This is a genomic window from Kineosporia sp. NBRC 101677 (assembly GCF_030269265.1).
In the GTDB taxonomy this organism is placed as follows: domain Bacteria; phylum Actinomycetota; class Actinomycetes; order Actinomycetales; family Kineosporiaceae; genus Kineosporia; species Kineosporia rhizophila.
Genome location: NZ_BSTA01000005.1, coordinates 491,269 through 509,971 on the forward strand (window position 1 = coordinate 491,269; position 18,703 = coordinate 509,971).

Annotated in this window: 1 protein-coding gene; it reads right to left on the reverse strand. The window is 73.3% G+C overall.

What is annotated here, in order from left to right; all coding sequences use genetic code 11:
* Positions 1-7: 7 nt before the first annotated feature.
* Entirely contained in the window at positions 8-18,679 is an 18,672-nt protein-coding gene (locus QSK18_RS17705) for a type I polyketide synthase (protein ID WP_285620578.1), read from the reverse strand.
* Between the last annotated feature and the right edge of the window lie 24 nt (positions 18,680-18,703).

Genomic DNA, 18,703 nt, shown 5'->3' on the forward strand with positions numbered 1-18,703 from the left:
AGTCGAGTCAGTCGAAGTCGACGTCGCGGAGTTCCGCCTCGACGAGATCGAACATCTCGTCGTCGGTCGCCGACTCCAGCTCACGGTCGATGTCTGCGGTCGGGGCCTCGCCCCGCAGGCGCAGGCCCAGCGCCTCCAGGCGGGCGGTCAGGTCCTGCCGTTCGGTGGCGTCCCAGCTGGCCCGGGCCACCACCAGTTCCAGCTTCTTCACCTCGGCCAGGGCCAGCGCGTAGTCGGACTTCTCGTCCACCGCGCGGGAGCGGACGAAGTCCGCCAGGACCGCCGGGGTCGGGTAGTCGAACACCAGCGTGGCCGGCAGCTTCAGCCCGGTCGCGGCGTTGAGGCGGGTGCGCAGGTCGACCGCGGTCAGCGAGTCGAACCCCAGATCCTTGAACGGACGGTCGCCCGGCACGTCGGCGACCGAGCCGTAGCCGAGCACCGCCGCGGCCTCGGCCCGCACCAGGTCGGTCAGGAACTCCTGCTGCCCGGCCCGGTCCAGGCCCTCCAGCCGCTCGCTCAGCGCCGAGCCGGAAGCCGCCTCGTCCTCGGTCCCGGCCAGGCCCAGAGCGGCCTGCGCCTCGGCGATCTCGGCGAGCAGCCGGCTGGGCCGCTGCGCGGTGAACACCGGGGCGAACCGGTCCCAGTCGATGTCCGCGACCGCGACCACGTCCTCGCCGTCGGCCATCACCTCGGCCAGGGCACCGACCGCGACCCGCGGGTCCATCTCGCGCATGCCCATCCGCTGCAGCACGTCGCCGGCCAGGCCCTCGCCCATCCCGCCGCCGCCCCACAGACCCCAGGCCACCGACGTCCCGGCTTCCCCGCGGGCCCGGCGGTTCTCGACCAGGACGTCGAGGGCGCCGTTGGCCGCGGCGTAACCGGACAGCTGTCCGCTGCCCCAGGTGGCCGCACCGGAGGAGAACACCACGAAGGCGTCCAGACCGGAGGTGAGCTCGTCCAGGTGCATGGCCCCCACGGCCTTGGCCTTCAGCGAGCCCTCGAGCTCGGCCGGCACCATGCCCTCGACCGGGCCGGCCAGCCCGGCCCCGGCCGCGTGCATCACCGAACTGAGCGCCGGGCCGCTGCCGTCGATCCACTTCAGCATGGCCGCGGTCTGCCCGCGCTCACCGATGTCGCAGCCCACAATCGTTGCCTCGGTGCCCCGCTCGGCCAGCTCGACGGCGAGCGCCACGGCTCCGGAGGCGTTCGGGCCCGATCGGCTCGACAGCACGATCCGCCGGGCGCCCTTGTCGCTGAGCCAGCGCGAGACGTGCCCGCCGACCCCGCCGGTACCGCCAGTCACGAGCACCGTGCCCGCGGGCGTCCATGCGTTCTGGGTCGCCGGGCGGGTAATACGGACGAGCCTGCGCCCGAACAGCCCTTCCTCGCGGATCGCGATCTGGTCCTCGCCACCGTCGGCGGCCACCGCGGTGAGCGCCGCGGCGAGCCTTGGGGCGGTGGTCGGGTCCCACTGCGAGGGGACGTCCACCAGCCCACCCCAGCGGTCGGGGTGTTCCAGCCCGATCACCCTGGCGAACGCCTGGGTCTCGGCCTGACGCGGGTGCTTCACCTCACCCTTGACGGTGCTGACCGCCTCGGTGGTGAGCACCCACAGCGGTGCCGTGATGCCGCTGTCGCCCAGCGCCTGGGCCAGGACCATCGTCCCGGCCAGGCCCTGGGGCACGGATCCCAGCTCGGCCATGGGCTTCTCGTTGAGCGCCAGGAGCGAGAGCACCCCGGCGAACGGCTCTTCGCTGGCCGCCTCGGTCAGCCGGGTGGCCAGGGCCGCCCGGTTCACACCGCCGGCCTCGAGCACCTGAACCTCGGCGCCGTGGCCCATCAGGGCCTGGGCGCACTGCTCGGCCAGGGCGCCGGAGCCGGTGGGGACCACGAGCAGCCAGGTGCCGAACAGCTGGGCCGGCTGGGGTTCGGGCAGGGCGGCCCAGGTGACCCGGTAACGCCAGTCCGCGGTGCTGACCGTGGGACGCTCGCGGCGGGTGCCGGGCACCGGCTCGGGCCAGTAGCGGCGTCGCTGGAAGGCGTAGGTGGGCAGGGCCACCTTCTCGCCCTTGGGCAGCACCGAGGCCCAGTCGACGGCAATGCCTCTCACGTGGACGCTGGCCAGCGCGGCCAGCAGCCGATCGGCGCCACCGTCCTCGCGGCGCAGGGTGCCGGTCACGACGGGCTCGTCGTGGCCCAGGTTCTCGAGCAGATCAATGATCCCGGCGGTGAGCACCGGGTGCGCGGAGGACTCGACGAACGCGCCGTAGCCGTCGTTGCTGAGCACCTCGATCGCCCGGGAGAACTCGACGCGGTTGCGCAGGCTGTCGTACCAGTAGCGGGCGTCCAGCTCGGTGCCCTCCAGCCAGGCCCCGGTCAGGGCCGAGACCATCGGGACCCGGGCAGGCTGGGGCTTCACCTCGGCCAGGACACGCAGGATCTCGTGCTGCAGTTCGTCCACCTGGGGGCCGTGCGAGGCGTAGTCGACCGGGAGCATCCGGGCCCGGCCCCCCTCGGCCTCGATCTGCCCGGCCAGCGCCTGCAGCAGCGCCGCATCGCCCGACACCACCGTGGAGCCCGGCCCGTTCACCGCGGCCACCGTCACGTCACCGCTCAGACCACTCAGCTCACTCAGACCACTCAGGCGCCCCTCGACCACCGTCACCGGCTCAGCGATCGACAGCATCGCCCCCCGCCCGGCCAGCGCCTTCAGAGCCTGACTGCGCAGGGCGACCACGCGAGCGCCGTCCTCCAGCGACAGCGCCCCGGACACGACCGCAGCCGCGATCTCACCCTGCGAGTGCCCGACCACCGCGTCCGGCGAGACCCCGGCGGCCTCCCAGACCGCCGCGAGCGAGACGTGCACCGCCCACAGCACCGGCTGCACCACGTCCACCCGCTCCAAGGAACCCTGAAGCTCCTCCAGCAGGTTCCACTCCACGAACGGCGACAAAGCCACCGCGCACTCATTCAGGCGTTCGGCGAACACCGGCGAGGAGGCCGCCAGCGCCCGTCCCATGCCGGCCCACTGCGAACCCTGGCCGGGGAAGACGAACACCACCCGCTCGGCCGCGGCCCCGGCGGCCCCGGTGACCAGGGCCGGTGAGGGCAGCCCGGCGGCGAGCGCCTCGAGGCCGGAGAGCAGTTCGGCGCTGGAACCGGTGACCACCGCGCGGTGCTCGAACGTCGAGCGGGTGGTGGCCAGCGACCAGCCGATGTCGACCGGCCGGGTGGTGCCGTGCACCGAGGCGACCAGGCGGGCGGCCTGTTCGTGCAGCGCCGGCGCCGACTGGGCCGAGATCAGCCAGGCGGTCGAGGGGCCGGAGACCACCGGTGCGGCCTCGTCCTCGACCTCGATCTCTTCGGCCGCCGGCGGCTCGGCCAGGATGATGTGCGCGTTCGTGCCGCTGATGCCGAAGGCCGAGACGCCCGCGCGCCGAACGTGTCCGTCGGAGGGATCGGCCTTCCAGTCGACCGGCTCGTGCAGCAGCCGCACGTTCCCGGCGCTCCAGTCGACCTGCGGCGACGGGGTGGCCGCGTGCAGGGTGGCCGGGAGCCGGCCGTGCTGCAGGGCCATCACCATCTTCATGATTCCGGCCGCACCCGAGGCCTGCTGCGAGTGGCCGATGTTCGACTTCACCGCGCCCAGCCACAGCGGGCGCTCGGCGGGCCGGTCCTGGCCGTAGGTGGCCAGCAGGGCCTGAGCCTCGATCGGGTCGCCCAGGCGGGTGCCGGTGCCGTGCGCCTCGACCGCGTCCACGTCGGCCGCCGACAGCCCGGCCGAGGCCAGGGCCGCCCGGATGACGCGCTGCTGGGAAGGCCCGTTCGGCGCGGAAAGGCCGTTCGAGGCGCCGTCCTGGTTGATAGCGCTACCGGCGACCATGGCAAGAACCGGGTGCCCGTTGCGGCGGGCGTCCGAAAGCCTCTCCAGCACGATCATTCCCGCGCCTTCGGAAAGGCCCATGCCGTCGGCCTCGGCCGAGAACGCCTTCGAGCGCCCGTCCGCCGCAAGGGCCCCCTGCTGGGAGAAGCCGATGAATTCGCTCGGGTCGGCGATCACCATCACACCGCCGGCCAGGGCCAGGTCGCACTCCCCCGCCCGCAGCGCCTGGGCGGCCAGGTGCAGGGCCACCAGGGCCGAGGAGCAGGCCGTGTCCACCGTGACGGCGGGGCCTTCCAGGCCGAGGGTGTACGAGATCCGGCCGGAGATCACCGAGGTCACGTTGCCGGTGATCAGGTGCCCGGCGGTCTCGGCGTCGAAGCCGCCCTGCGCTGCGTAGCCCGAGCCCGCGGCGCCGGCGAACACACCGGTCAGCGAGCCCTGCAGCGAGGTGGGCGCGATGCCCGCGTTCTCCATCGCCTCCCAGGAGGTCTCGAGCAGCAGGCGCTGCTGCGGGTCCATCGCCAGCGCCTCGCGCGGGCTGATCCGGAAGAACGCCGGGTCGAAGTCCGCGGCGCCGCTCATGAACCCGCCCTCGCGGGTGGCCGAGGCGGTCTCGCGCAGCTCCTCCAGGTCCCAGCCGCGGTCGGCGGGGAAGCCGCCGATGGCGTCGCCGCCCTCGTCCAGCAGCTTCCACAGCGCCGCCGGGCTGTCGATCCCGCCCGGGTAGCGGCAGCCCATACCGACGATGACGATCGGGTCGGAGGCGTCGATCGGCGCCACCCGGCTCTGGGCGACGGCTGCCGAGGTGCCGGTCAGCTCGGTGACGATCTGGCGGGCCAGGACCACCGGCGAGGGGTAGTCGAACACCACCGTGGTCGGCAGCTGCAGGCCGGTGGCCTGGTTCAGGCGGGAGCGCAGCTCGACCGCGGTGAGCGAGTCGAAGCCCATGTCCCGGAACGCCTGCGCGGCCTGCACCGAGTCGCCGGAGGTGAAGCCGAGCACCGCCGCCGCGTGCGAGCTGACCAGGTCGGTGACGATCCGCTCCTGCTGCCCGGCCGAGAGTCCACGCAGACGTTCCTGCAGCGCGCCGCCCTCGCCCGTGGCCCTTTCCGGTGCCTGGGTCACGATCTGACGGGCCTCGGGCACACCGTTGAGCAGGGGCCACGAGCGCATCGCGCTGAACACCGCCGAGAAGCGGTCCCAGTCCACGTCGGCCACGGAGAGAACGGTCTCGTCGTCGGCCAGCACCTGCCCGAACACGCCGAGGGCGCGCTGCGGCTCCAGCAGGCTCAGGCCCTGACGCCGCAGGCGCTCCGGGACCAGGCTGAGCGGGCGTTCGGCGGCGTTGTCGTCGTCGAAACGTCCGCCCGAACCCCACACGCCCCAGGCGATGGAGGTCGCGGGAAGGCCACGGGCGCGGCGGTTCTCGGCCAGGGCGTCGAGGTGGGCGTTGGCCGCGGCGTAGGTCGCGTGCTCGCCCACACCCCAGGTCGCGGTGATGGAGGAGAAGAACACCAGCGCGGCCAGATCCAGCTCCGCGGTGAGCTCGTCGAGCACCTGCGCGCCGCCGACCTTGGCGCCGAGGGCCAGGGCCAGGTCGTCCACCCCGGTCACGTCCGCGGCCATCAGCTCGACCGCCACGGCCGAGTGGATGACCATCGAGAGCTTCGGCGCCACGGTCGGGATGTGGTCCAGAAGCCCCTGCATCGCGGGCTTGCTGGTGACGTCGCAAGCCACCATGGTGACCGTCGCCCCGGCCTCGGCCAGTGAGGCCGCCAGCGTTGCAGCGCCGGGGGTCTGGGGGCCGCGGCGCGTGGTCAGCACCAGGTGCTGCACGCCGGCCTCGACCAGCCAGGCCGTGAGGTCCGGCCCGATCGCCCCGCTGGCACCCGTGATCAGGACACTGCCCTGCGCCCAGTTCTTGATGTCTGTCGTGGTCTTTCGCGGGGTGGCGCGGACCAGGCGCCGGGCCAGCAGACCACCCGGGCGGATCGCGACCTGGTCCTCGCTGCGGTTCTGCAAAGCACCGACGAGCAGCGTCGCCGCCCGCTCGTCGAAGACCTCGGGCAGGTCGACCAGACCACCCCAGCGGTCCGGGTGCTCGACGCCGATGGTCCGCCCCAGGCCCCAGGTCTGCGCCTGAACCGGGTTCGTGGGCGCGTGGTCGGTACCCACGCCACCCCGGGTGAGGGCCCACAGCGGCGCGCCCACACCCAGGTCGCCCAGCGCCTGGGCCAGAGCGAGTAGACCGGCGGTGCCGGTGGGCACGTGCACCTGGCCCGGCAGCGGCTCCTCGGCCAGCGCCATCAGCGAGATGACGCCTGCCAGGGCCTGTTCGCCCACGCGGTCGGCGAGCAGCTCGCCGATGGCGGCGCGGCTCACCTTGTCGGTCGGGACCGAACAGAGGACGACCTGGGCACCCCGCTCGCTCAAGGCGGACTTGAGTGCGTCGGCCAGTTCGGAGGCGTCGGTCCGGTCCGGGACCACCAGCACCCAGGTCCCGCTCAGCGGGGCCGGCGCGGCGTCCGGCATCGGCACCCAGGTGATCCGGTAGCGCCAGGCCGCACTCAGCGACTCGTCGCGCTCGCGGTGACGCCAGCCGGCCAGGGCGGGCAGCAGCGGCTCCAGGTCGTCCGAGGCGATCGCCAGTTTCCCGGCCAGGCCTTCGAGGTCGCCGGACTCCACCGCGTCCCAGAACTCGTCGTCGTGCTGCTTGGCCGGCGTCGCGACCGGCGCGGGCGCCGGGTTGGGCCAGTACCGGCGGCGCTGGAAGGCGTAGGTGGGCAGTTCGACGATCGGGGTCTCGGCAACGATCCGGGTCCAGTCCACCTCGACCCCGCGCACGTGCACCTCGGCCAGCGAGGCCAGCATCCGGGCGGCGCCACCGTCCTCGCGGCGCAGGGTGCCGACCACGACGGGTTCGAGTGCCAGGGCACCGGCGCCGTCGAGCACCTTCTCCAGGGTGTCGGTGACGGGGTTGGTGAGGACGGGGTGGGCCGAGGACTCGATGAACACGCCGAAGTGCTCGCGTCCCAGCACCTGGATCGCCTGCGCGAACTCGACCTTGGCCCGCAGGCTGTCGTACCAGTACTGCGCGGTGAGTTCGGTGCCGTCCAGCTTCAGCCCGGTCATGGCCGAGACCATCGGGATCCGCGCGGTCTGCGGCATGACGCCGTCGAGCAGGCGCAGGATCTCTTCCCGCAGCTCATCGACCTGCGGGCCGTGCGAGGCATAGTCGACCGGCAGCATCCGCGCCCGGCCACCCTCGGCCTCCACCTGCGCGGCCAGCACCTCCAGCACCGCCGGGTCACCGGACACGACCGTGGCGTTCGGCCCGTTCACCGCCGCCACCGTCACGCCCTCGGTCAGACGGGCTTCGACCACCGCCACCGGCTCGGCGATCGAGAGCATCCCGCCGCGCCCGGACAGCGCCCTCAGCGCCTGACTGCGCAGCGCCACCACCCGGGCGCCGTCCTCCAGCGACAACGCTCCGGAGACCACCGCGGCGGCGATCTCACCCTGCGAGTGCCCGACCACGGCGTCCGGACGAACGCCCGCGGCCTCCCAGACCGCCGCGAGCGAGACGTTCACCGCCCACAGCACCGGCTGCACCACGTCCACCCGCTCCAGCGGGCCGGCGAGCTCGTCCAGCAGGTTCCACTCCACGAAGGCCGACAGTGCGGCCGCGCACTCGGCCATCCGCGCGGCGAACACCGGCGAGTCGGCCAGCAGGGCGCGTCCCATGCCGATCCACTGCGAGCCCTGCCCCGGGAAGACGAACGCGACCTTGCCGATGCCGACACCGATCGGCACCGCGCCGGTCACCACGTTCCCGGCCGGCTCACCGCCGGCCACCGCCCCGAGCCCGGCCAGCAGTTCGTGCGGGGCGCTGCCGATCACGACCGCGCGGTGCTCGAACAGCGACCGGCTGGCCAGCAGCGACCAGGCCACCTCGGCGGCCTCGCGCTCGTGGCTGCGCAGGAACCCACCCACCCGGGCGGCCTGGGCGGCCAGCGCGGCGCCGGAACGGGCCGAGACCAGCCACGGCACCTCATCGCCGGTGAGCACGGGCACAGCCGGCTCGACCAGCTCCCCCGCTTCGGCGAGCTGACCCTCGTCCTGGGTCGGAAGCTCTTCGAAGACCGGCGCCTCTTCGATGATCGCGTGCACGTTCGTGCCGCTCACCCCGAACGAGGACACACCCGCCCGGCGGGCCCGGCCGTCCTCGGCCAGGGTCGAGGGCCAGTGCACCGCCTCGTTCAGCAGTTCGACGTCACCGACCGACCAGTCCACCTGTGGGGTGCGCTCGGCGGCGTGCAGGGTGCGCGGCAGCTGCTGGTTCTGCAGCGCCAGAACGAGTTTGATCACGCTGGCCACGCCGGAGGCGGTCTGGGTGTGGCCGATGTTCGACTTCACCGAGCCCAGCCACAGCGGCCGGCCCTCGGGACGGTTCCTGCCGTAGGTGGCCAGCAGCGCCTGGGCCTCGATCGGGTCGCCCAGCGCGGTACCGGTGCCGTGCGCCTCGACCGCGTCCACCTCGTCCGGGCGCAGGCCCGCCGAGGCCAGCGCGGCCCGGATCACCCGCTGCTGCGAGGGACCGTGCGGGGCGGTGATGCCGTTGGAGGCGCCGTCCTGGTTCATCGCGCTGCCGGCGATCACCGCGAGCACCTGGTGGCCGTTGCGCCGGGCGTCGGAGAGGCGCTCCAGCACGATGATCCCGGCGCCCTCGCCCCAGCCGATGCCGTCCGCGTCGGCCGCGAAGGCCTTGGACCGGCCGTCGAAGGCCAGGCCGTCCTGGCGGGAGAACTCGGCGAAGGCCGAGGGGGTGGCCATCACGGCCACGCCGCCGGTCAGGGCCATCGAGATCTCCCCGGCGCGCAGCGCCTGGCAGGCCTGGTGCATCGCGACCAGGGCCGAGGAGCAGGCGGTGTCGACCGTGACGGCCGGCCCCTCCAGGCCCAGGGTGTACGAGATGCGCCCGGAGATGACCGAAGTCAGGGCGCCGATGAGCATGTAGCCCTCGTGCCCGCCCTCGTGGATCAGGTCGGCGCCGTAACCGCCGAAGCCGGCACCGACGAAGACGCCGGTGGGCGTGCCCTTCAGCGCGGCCGGGTCGATGCCGGCCCGTTCGACCGCCTCGTAGGCGGTCTCCAGCAGGAGCCGCTGCTGCGGGTCGAGGGTGACCGCCTCGCGCGGGCTGATCCCGAAGAACTCCGGGTCGAAGTACCCGGCGTCGTAGAGGAAACCGCCGACCCGGGTCTCGGAGGTGGTGCCGTCGAGGTTGGAGTACAGGCCCTCGCTGTCCCAGTTGCGGTCGGTCGGGAACGGCGAGATCGCGTCGATGCCCTCGGCCATCAGCCGCCAGTAGCCCTCGGGGTCGTTCACCCCGCCGGGGAACTTGCAGCCCATACCCACGATCGCGATCGGCTCACCGAGGTCGGCGGCGCGCAGGGTGGGTGCGTGGGCGTCGAGCTCGGTGAGCTCGCCGAGCAGTTCGGAGCGCAGCAACTGCACCACCGCGGCCACCGTGGGATGGTCGAAGACCAGGGTGGCGGGCAGTTTCAGACCGGTGGCCGTGTTCAGCCGGGTGCGCAGATCGACCGCTGTCAAAGAGTCGAAGCCCAGGTCCTTGAACGGGCGGGTGGGCAGCACCACCTCGCCGGAGGAGTGCCCCAGCACCGCCGCGACCTCACCGCGCACCAGATCGGTGAGGACCCGCTCGGCGTCGGCGTCGCTCAGGCCGCGCAGCTGACGCAGCAGCGCAGTGTCCTGGGCGCCGACGTCCTCGGTGACCGGCTGCTGCTGGGCATCGGGGATGTCGGCCAGCAGCCGGCTCGGGCGCTGGACCGTGAAGAGCGTCGCGAACTTGTCCCAGTCGATGTCCGCGACCGTGACCAGGTCCTCGCCGGCGTCCATGATCTGGGCCAGCGCCGCCACCGCCGGGGCCGGGTCCATCTCGCGAAGACCCAGACGCTGCAGCAGTTCACCGGCGTAGCCCTCGCCCATGCCGCCGCCACCCCAAAGGCCCCAGGCGGCAGAGGTTCCGGCTTCGCCGCGAGCGCGGCGCTGTTCGACCAGGGCGTCGAGGGCGGCGTTGCCCGCGGCGTAGGCCGACAGGCGCCCACTGCCCCAGGTCGCTGCGCCGGAGGAGAACATGACGAACGCGTCGAGGTCCTCGGTCAGCTCGTCCAGCAGCTCGGCGCCGCCGACCTTGGCCTGCAGAGCGCGCTCCAGGTCGGCCAGGCCGACCTCTTCCAGCGGACCGCCGACCGGCGCTCCCGCGGCGTGCAGCACCGAGCTCAGGGCCGGGCCGGTGCGCCCGATCCAGGCCAGCAGGTTCTCGACCTGCTCGCGGTCGCCGATGTCGTTGCTGAGCACGGCCACGCTCGTGCCGGCCTGGGCCAGCTGGGCGGCCAGCGCGGCGGTTCCGGCCGCCGTGGCACCGGAGCGGCTGGTGAGCACCACTCGCTGGGCGCCGCGGGTGCTCAGCCAGCGGCTGATGTGCCCGCCGACTCCCCCGGTGCCGCCGGTGATGAGCACCGTGCCGCGCGGCGTCCAGCCGGCGCCCTTCTTCTTGGCCCGGCCCGCCCGCACCAGGCGGCGGGCGTGGATTCCGTTGTCGCGCAGCGCGACCTGGTCCTCACCGGTGGTTCCGGCCAGGACGGCGGCCAGGTTGCCGATCGAGGAGGTCTGCAGGTCGACGAGCCCGCCCCAGCGGGTCGGGAACTCGAGGGCCGCCACCCGGCCGAGCGCCCAGGTCCGGGCCTGCACCGGGTTGCTCGCCGGCTCGCCGGCCACCGTGCTCACGGCGCCGGTGGTGAGCACCCACAGGGGTGCCTGCACACCGGCGTCGCCGAGGGCCTGGATCAGGCTGGTGGTCGCGGCCAGACCGGTCGGGACGATCGGGGCCGTCGCCAGCGGGGCCTCCTCCAGCGCCAGCAGCGAGACCACGCCGGCGAGGTCCTGCCCGGCCGCCGCGATCTGGGTGCGCAGCACGTCGCGGGACACCTCGCCGGGGGCGACCTCGCAGATCAGCAGCGCCGCACCGGCCTGGGCAAGCGCCCGGGCCACCTGCACCGGGACCGCGCCCGACTCCTCGGCCGCGTCCAGGCCGGCCGCCTCGACCGAACCGGCCGGAGCGACCAGCAGCCAGGTCCCCGACAGCGGGGTCCGGGATGCCGTGGCCGGCGTCGCGACCGGGGTCCAGGTGATCCGGTAGCGCCAGGGAGCCACCACCGACTCGCCCTGCTCGCGCTCGCGCCAGGCGGCCAGGGCGGGCAGCACCTCGCGCAGGTGCGCCTCGTCCACGGCCAGGGTCTGGGCCAGGCCGTTCAGGTCGCCGCCGCTGACCGCCGACCAGAACGCGCTCTCCTCGGCGGACAGCACCGCGCCCGTCTCGGCCTTGGGCGTGGCCTTGGGCCAGTAGCGCTGACGCTCGAAGGCGTAGGTGGGCAGGGCCACCCGGCGCCCGGCCGGGAGCACCTCGGGCCATTCGACGTGCACCCCGCGCACGTGCACCTCGGCCAGCGAGGCCAGCATCCGGTCGGCCCCGCCGTCCTCGCGGCGCAGCGTGCCCGCCACCACCGCTTCCTGCTCGTCGAGGATGTCGGCGATCGGCGCGGTGAGCACCGGGTGGGCCGAGGACTCGATGAACACGCCGTAGCCCTCGTCGGCCAGCACCTCGACGGCGCGGGCGAACTCGACCTTGGCCCGCAGGCTGTCGTACCAGTACTGCGCCGTGAGCTCGGTGCCGGTCAGGTGCTCCCCGGTCATGGCCGAGACCATCGGGATCCGCGCGGCCCGGGGCTTCACCTCGGCGAGCAGGCGAAGGATTTCGCTCTGCAGCTCATCGACCTGGGGGCCGTGCGAGGCGTAGTCGACCGGCAGCATCCGCGCCCGGCCACCCTCGCCCTCCACCTCAGCCAGCAGCTCAGCCAACCGGACCGGATCACCCGAGACCACCGTCGCCGACGGCCCGTTCACCGCCGCCACCGTCACATCACCACTCAGACGAGCCTCCACCACAGCGACCGGCTCGGCGATCGAGAGCATCCCGCCGCGACCCGCCAGCGCCTTCAGCGCCTGACTGCGCAGCGCCACCACCCGGGCGCCGTCCTCCAGCGACAGCGCACCGGAGACCACCGCAGCGGCGATCTCACCCTGCGAGTGCCCGACAACAGCGTCAGGACGAACCCCGGCCGCTTCCCACACCGCCGCGAGCGAGACGTTCACCGCCCACAGCACCGGCTGCACCACGTCCACCCGCTCCAGAGAGCCGGCCAGCTCCTCGAACAGGTTCCACTCCACGAACGGCGACAGGGCCACCGCGCACTCGTTCAACCGCTCGGCAAAGACCGGCGAGACCGCAGCCAGAGCGCGTCCCATGCCGACCCACTGCGAACCCTGCCCCGGGAACACGAACACGGTCTGGCCGACCCCGGCCGCCGTACCGGTCACCACTGCTGCCGAGGGCAGCCCGGAGGCCAGCGCCTGCAGACCTTCGCGCAGTTCACCGGTGACCACGGCGCGGTGCTCGAAGGTTGATCGGGTGGTGGCCAGCGACCAGCCGACATCCACAGGATCTGGCCCGGCATCCAGCCCGGAATCCAGCCCGGCATCCAGCCCGCTCGCCGGCTCACCGTCGAGCTCGGCCAGCAGCCGCCCGGCCGCCACGGCGAGCCCGCCCGGGGCCCGGCTCGACACCAGCCAGGCGGTCTCGCCGACGAGCCCGGGCCGGCCCGCGACCTCCACAACCTCTGCGACCTCGGCGGCCGGGGGCTCCTCCAGGATCAGGTGCGCGTTGGTCCCGCTGATCCCGAAGGCCGACACACCCGCCCGGCGTACCCGCTCACCCGCGGCCCAGGGCCGGGACTCGGTCAGCACCGAGACCGCGCCGCTGGACCAGTCCACCTGGTCGCTCGGCTCGCCCGCGTGCAGCGAGGCCGGCAGCAGCCCGTGCTGCAGCGCCAGCACCATCTTGATCACACCGGCCACACCCGCGGCCTGCTGGGCGTGCCCGATGTTCGACTTCACCGAGCCCAGCCACAGCGGCTGGTCCCCGGCCCGTTCCTGACCGTAGGTCGCCAGCAGCGCCTGAGCCTCGATCGGGTCGCCCAGCTTCGTGCCGGTGCCGTGCCCCTCCACCGCGTCCACGTCCACCGCCGACAGCCCGGCCGAGGCCAGGGCGGCGCGGATCACCCGCTGCTGCGAGGGCCCGTTCGGCGCCGACAGGCCGTTGGAGGCGCCGTCCTGGTTCACCGCGCTGCCCGCGATCACCGCGAGCACCTCGTGACCGTTGCGGCGGGCGTCCGAAAGCCGTTCCAGCACCACCATGCCGACGCCCTCGGCCAGGCCCATGCCGTCGGCGTCGGCCGAGAACGCCTTGCAGCGCCCGTCCAGGGCCAGCGCGCCCTGCTGGGAGAAGCCGATGAACTCGCCCGGGTCGGTGATCACCATGACGCCGCCGGCCAGGGCCAGGTCGCACTCGCCGCCGCGCAGCGCCTGGGCGGCCAGGTGCAGCGAGACCAGGGCCGAGGAGCAGGCGGTGTCGACGGTCACGGCGGGCCCTTCCAGGCCCAGCGCGTACGAGACCCGCCCGGAGATCACCGAGGTCACGTTCCCGGTGATCAGGTGACCGGCCACGTCCTCGGTGAAACCGGCCTGACCCGAGTAGCCGGACGAGGCCGCCCCGGCGAACACCCCGGTCAGCGAGCCACGCAGCGAGTTCGGGTCCAGACCGGCGCTCTCCAGGGCCTGCCAGGAGGTCTCCAGCAGCAGGCGCTGCTGCGGGTCTATCGCCAGCGCCTCGCGCGGGCTGATCCGGAAGAAGTTCGCGTCGAAGTCGGCCGCGCCGGACATGAAACCGCCCTCGCGGGCGGCCGATCCGTCGAGCAGCTCCTCCAGGTTCCAGCCCCGGTCGTCCGGGAAACCACCGATCGCGTCACCGCCGTCGGCGAGCATCCGCCACAGCGCCTGCGGGCTGTCGACCCCGCCGGGGAAGCGGCAGCCCATGCCGACCAGGACGATCGGGTCGTCGGTGACCGGGCCGCGCGTGGCGACGACCCCGTTGAGGAGCTTCTGGCTGCCCAGCAGCTGCTCGATGATCTGCCGGGCCAGCATCAGCGGCGTCGGGTAGTCGAAGACCACCGTGGAGGGCAGTTGCAGGCCGGTGGCCTGGTTCAGCCGGGTGCGCAGTTCGACCGCGGTGAGCGAGTCGAAACCCATGTCCCGGAAGGCCCGGTCGGCCTCGACCGCGCCGGCCGAGCCGAAGCCCAGCACCGCGGCGGCGTGCTGACGCACCAGCTCGGTGACCGTGCGCTCGCGCTGACCGACCGAGGCGCCGGACAGGCGTCCCAACAGATCCGCGGCCTCGCCGGTGGCGACAACCGCTGCTTCGCCGGTGTTCTCGGCCTGGCGGGCTTCGGGGATCTCCTGCAGCAGCGGCCAGGAGCGCACCGCGTTGAACACCGCGGAGAAACGCTTCCAGTCCACGTCCGCCACCGCGACCGCGGTCTCGTCGTCGGCCAGCACCTGTCCCAGAACGGTCAGGGCCCGGGCCGGTTCGAGCAGTCGAAGACCCTGGCGCCGCAGGCGTTCGGGGTCCACGCTGAGTGCGCGTTCCACCCCGGCCTTGGCCTCGGACTCCTGCCCGGTGTCCCACACCCCCCAGGCCACGGAGGTCGCGGGCAGGCCCCGCGCGCGCCGGTTCTGGGCGAGTGCGTCCAGGTGGGCGTTGGCCGCGGCGTAGGAGCCGTGCTCGAGCACGCCCCAGGTGGCGGCGATCGAGGAGAAGAGCACGAACGCGTCGAGGTCGCGCTCGGCGGTGAGCTCGTCGAGGTTGAGCGCACCGGTGACCTTGGCGCCCAGGGCCAGGTCGAGCTGGTCCACGTCGGTGTCGGTGAGGGGCTGCAGGTTCACGTTCAGGGCGCCGTGGATCACGCTGGACAGGGCCGGGCCCTGGGCGTCGATGTGGTCCAGAAGAGCTGCCACGGAACGTTTGTCGGTCACGTCGCAGGTGATCAGGCTGACCGTGGTCCCGGCCGCGGCGAGCGCGGCCATCACCTCGGCGGCGCCGGCCACCGAGGGGCCGCGGCGGCTGATCAGCACGAGCTTCTGGGCGCCGGCAGCGGCCAGCCAGCGGGCCAGCTCCGGTCCGATCTCGCCGCTGGCACCGGTGACCAGAACGGTGCCGCGCGGGCTCCAGGAACGGTTGCCCGAGGTGCCGTCGGCGCGGGTGAGGCGGCGGGCGAGAAGGCCCGAGGGACGAACGGCGAGCTGGTCCTCCCCGAGCGTCAGCGCGGTGACCAGGTGCTCCGCCGAACGGCTGTCGAGAGTGGTGGGCAGGTCGATCAGGCCGCCCCAGCGCTCCGGGTGCTCCAGACCGGCGACCCGGCCCAGACCCCAGGCCTGCGCCTGCGGCGGGTTCGCGGGGGTCTCCCCGGGCGCGGCCCCCATGGCACCGGAAGTCATCAGCCACAGCGGCGCTTCGATCCCGGCCAGGCCGAGAGCGCGCACGAGGGTGAGGGTGGAGGCGGATCCGCCCGTGGTGTGGACGTGCCCGGCGAGCCGGGTCTCGTCGAGGGAGAGCAGCGACAGCACACCGCTGGGCGTGTCGGTGCCGGCGAACTGCGCGGCCACGACGGCCGGGTCGGTCTGGCTGGTGTCGATCTGCTTGTGGACGATGTGCGCGCCTCGGGCGGTCAGCGCGGCGGTCACGTCCTGGACCAGTTGCGACTGGCCGGCCTCGTTGGCCGGGGTGACCAGCAGCCAGGTGCCGATCACGTTGTTCAGGCTCTGGCCGGGCACCGGCACCCAGGTGATCCGGTAACGCCAGTCGGCCGTCGCGGAGTCGTCGCGCTCGCGCCGTCGCCAGCTGGCCAGGGCCGGGACGACGTCCTCCAGCCGCTGCCCGTCGAGGGCGAGCGTGTCGGCCAGCGCGGCCACGTCGCCGGTCTCGACCGCGTTCCAGAACTTCTCCTGGGCCGGGGACTCCAGGCCCTGGACCGTGCGCGTCTGCCGCGGAGCCGGGATCGGCCAGAAGTGCTGACGCTGGAAGGCGTAGGTGGGCAGGTCCACCCGGCGCCCGGCCGGGAGCACCTTGGCCCAGTCGATCGTGCCGCCGTTGACGTGCACCTCGGCCAGCGAGGCGAGCAGCCGGGTCGCGCCGCCCTCGTCCCGACGCAGGGTGCCGGTGACGATCGGCGCGGGCCGGGTGGTGCCTTCCGCGGCCGGGACGGCCTCGAGGATGTCGAGCACGGACGAGGCCAGCACCGGATGCGCGGAGACCTCGATCCAGATGCGGTGCTGCGCCAGCGCCTCGACCGCGCGAGAGAACTCCACGCGGGCGCGCAGGCTGTCGTACCAGTACTGCGCGGTGAGCTCAGTGCCCTCCAGCTTCAGCCCGGTCATGGCCGAGACCATCGGAATGCGGGCGGTCTGCGGCGTGATGCCCTCGAGCAGCCGCAGGATCTCGGCCTTCAGCTCATCGACCTGCGGGCCGTGGGAGGCGTAGTCGACCGGCAGCATCCGCGCCCGGCCACCCTCAGCCTCCACCTGCTCGGCCAACGTCTGCAACAGAGCCGGATCCCCGGACACCACCGTGGCATTCGGCCCGTTCACCGCCGCCACCGTCACACCATCAACCAGACGCGCCTGCACCGCCGCCACCGGCTCAGCGATCGAGAGCATCCCGCCCCGACCCGACAAAGCCTTCAACGCCTGACTGCGCAACGCCACCACCCGCGCGCCGTCCTCCAGCGACAACGCACCAGAAACCACCGCAGCCGCGATCTCACCCTGCGAGTGGCCCACCACCGCATCCGGCTTCACACCGGCCGCTTCCCACACCGCAGCCAGCGAGACATTCACCGCCCACAGCACCGGCTGCACCACGTCCACCCGCTGCAGCGGGCCGTCCAGCTCCTCCAGCAGGTTCCAGTCCACGTACGGCGCCAGGGCGGCCGCACACTCGGCCAGGCGCGCGGCGAAGACCGGCGATTCGGCCAGCAGCGCCCGCCCCATCCCCACCCACTGCGAACCCTGCCCCGGGAAGACGAAGACCGAACGCGAGCGTCCACTGGTGGGAACCCCACGCACGACGGAACCGGACTGCTCCCCCGCAGCCAGCGCCGACACACCGCTCAGCAGTTCTTCGCGTGAGGTGCCGACGACCACTGCGCGCTGCTCGAACACCGAACGGGTGGTGGCCAGCGACCAGCCCAGGTCCACGACCGGGACGTCGTCGCGGGCGCCGCAGAACTCGGCCAGACGATGAGCCTGACCGCTCAGGGCGTCGGCGGTACGGCCGGAGAGCAGCCAGGCGGTTCCGGAGCTGAGCACCGACTCGGCCGCGGGGGCAACCTGAGCCGGCTCCGCGTCCTCGTCCGATGGAGCAGCCGCCGGAGCCTCGGCCAGGATCACGTGGACGTTGGTGCCGCTGGCCCCGAACGCCGAGACACCGGCGCGACGCGGGGCCCCACCGTCGGCCAGCACCGAGGGCCACGCCACCGGCTCGGTCAGCAGCGAGACCTCGCCGGCCGACCAGTCCACCTGCGGCGTGGGCGCGTCGATGTGCAGCGTCTGCGGCATCTGCTGGTTCTGCAGCGCCAGCACCATCTTGATCACCCCGGCCACGCCACCGGCGGCCTGGGTGTGCCCGATGTTCGACTTCACCGAGCCCAGCCGCAGCGGCGCTGTCCTTCGGGGCTCCTGGCCGGGTGATCCGTAGGTGGCCAGCAGGGCCTGGGCCTCGATCGGGTCGCCCAGCGTGGTGCCGGTGCCGTGCGCCTCCACCACCGCGACCTGGTCGGTGCGCACCCGGGCGTTGGCCAGGGCCTCGCGGATCACCCGCTGCTGCGAGGGGCCGTTCGGCGCGGTCAGGCCGTTGGAGGCGCCGTCCTGGTTGGCGGCGCTGCCCTCGATCACCGCGAGCACCGGGTGGCCGTTGCGGCGGGCGTCAGAAAGGCGCTCCAGCACCAGGATCCCGGCGCCCTCACCCCAGCCCATGCCGTCCGAGGCGGCGGCGAAGGCCTTGCTGCGCCCGTCCGCGGCCATGCCCTGCTGCTTGGTGAACTCGGCGAAGGCGGCCGGGGTGACCATCACCACGACACCGCCCGCGAGGGCCATCGAACAGTCGCCCGAGCGCAGCGCCTGGCAGGCCAGGTGCAGGGCCACCAGCGAGGAGGAGCAGGCGGTGTCGAGCGTCACCGAAGGGCCCTCCAGGCCCAGCGTGTACGAGACCCGCCCGGAGATCATCGCGGTCTGGCTGCCGGTGAGCAGGTAGCCCTCGGAGCCGCTGTCGGCCTCCACCAGGCCCTCGCCGTAACCGGCGAAACCGGCGCCCACATAGACGCCGGTCGAACTGCCCCGCAGCGAACGCGGGTCGATCTGCGCCCGTTCCAGCGACTCCCAGGCCACTTCCAGCATCAGCCGCTGCTGGGGGTCCATCGCCAGCGCCTCGCGCGGGCTGATGCCGAAGAAGGCCGGGTCGAACTTCGCCGCGTCGTAGAGGAATCCACCCACCGGGGCGAACGGGATCTCGTCCTCGCCCAGGCTCTCGGGACGAAGGTTCTCCCACCCACGGTCGGTCGGCAGGCCGGCCACCGCGTCGGTGCCGGACTCCAGGAGCTGCCAGAAGCTCTCCGGGTCGCTCACGCCGCCGGGGTAACGGCAGCCCAGGCTGATGATCGCGATCGGCTCCTGCTCGGCCGCCTCCATCCGGCGCAGCCGCTTGCGGGTCTCCTGCAGCTCGGCCGACGCACGCTTGAGGTAGTCGAAAAGCTTTTCCTGGCTATCCATGACGGACTCCCGAAGCGATGGGGT

Coding starts and splice junctions, on each gene's coding strand:
- QSK18_RS17705 (WP_285620578.1), bottom strand. CDS start 18,679: ATGGATAGCCAGGAAAAGCTTTTCGACTACCTCAAGCGTGCGTCGGCC.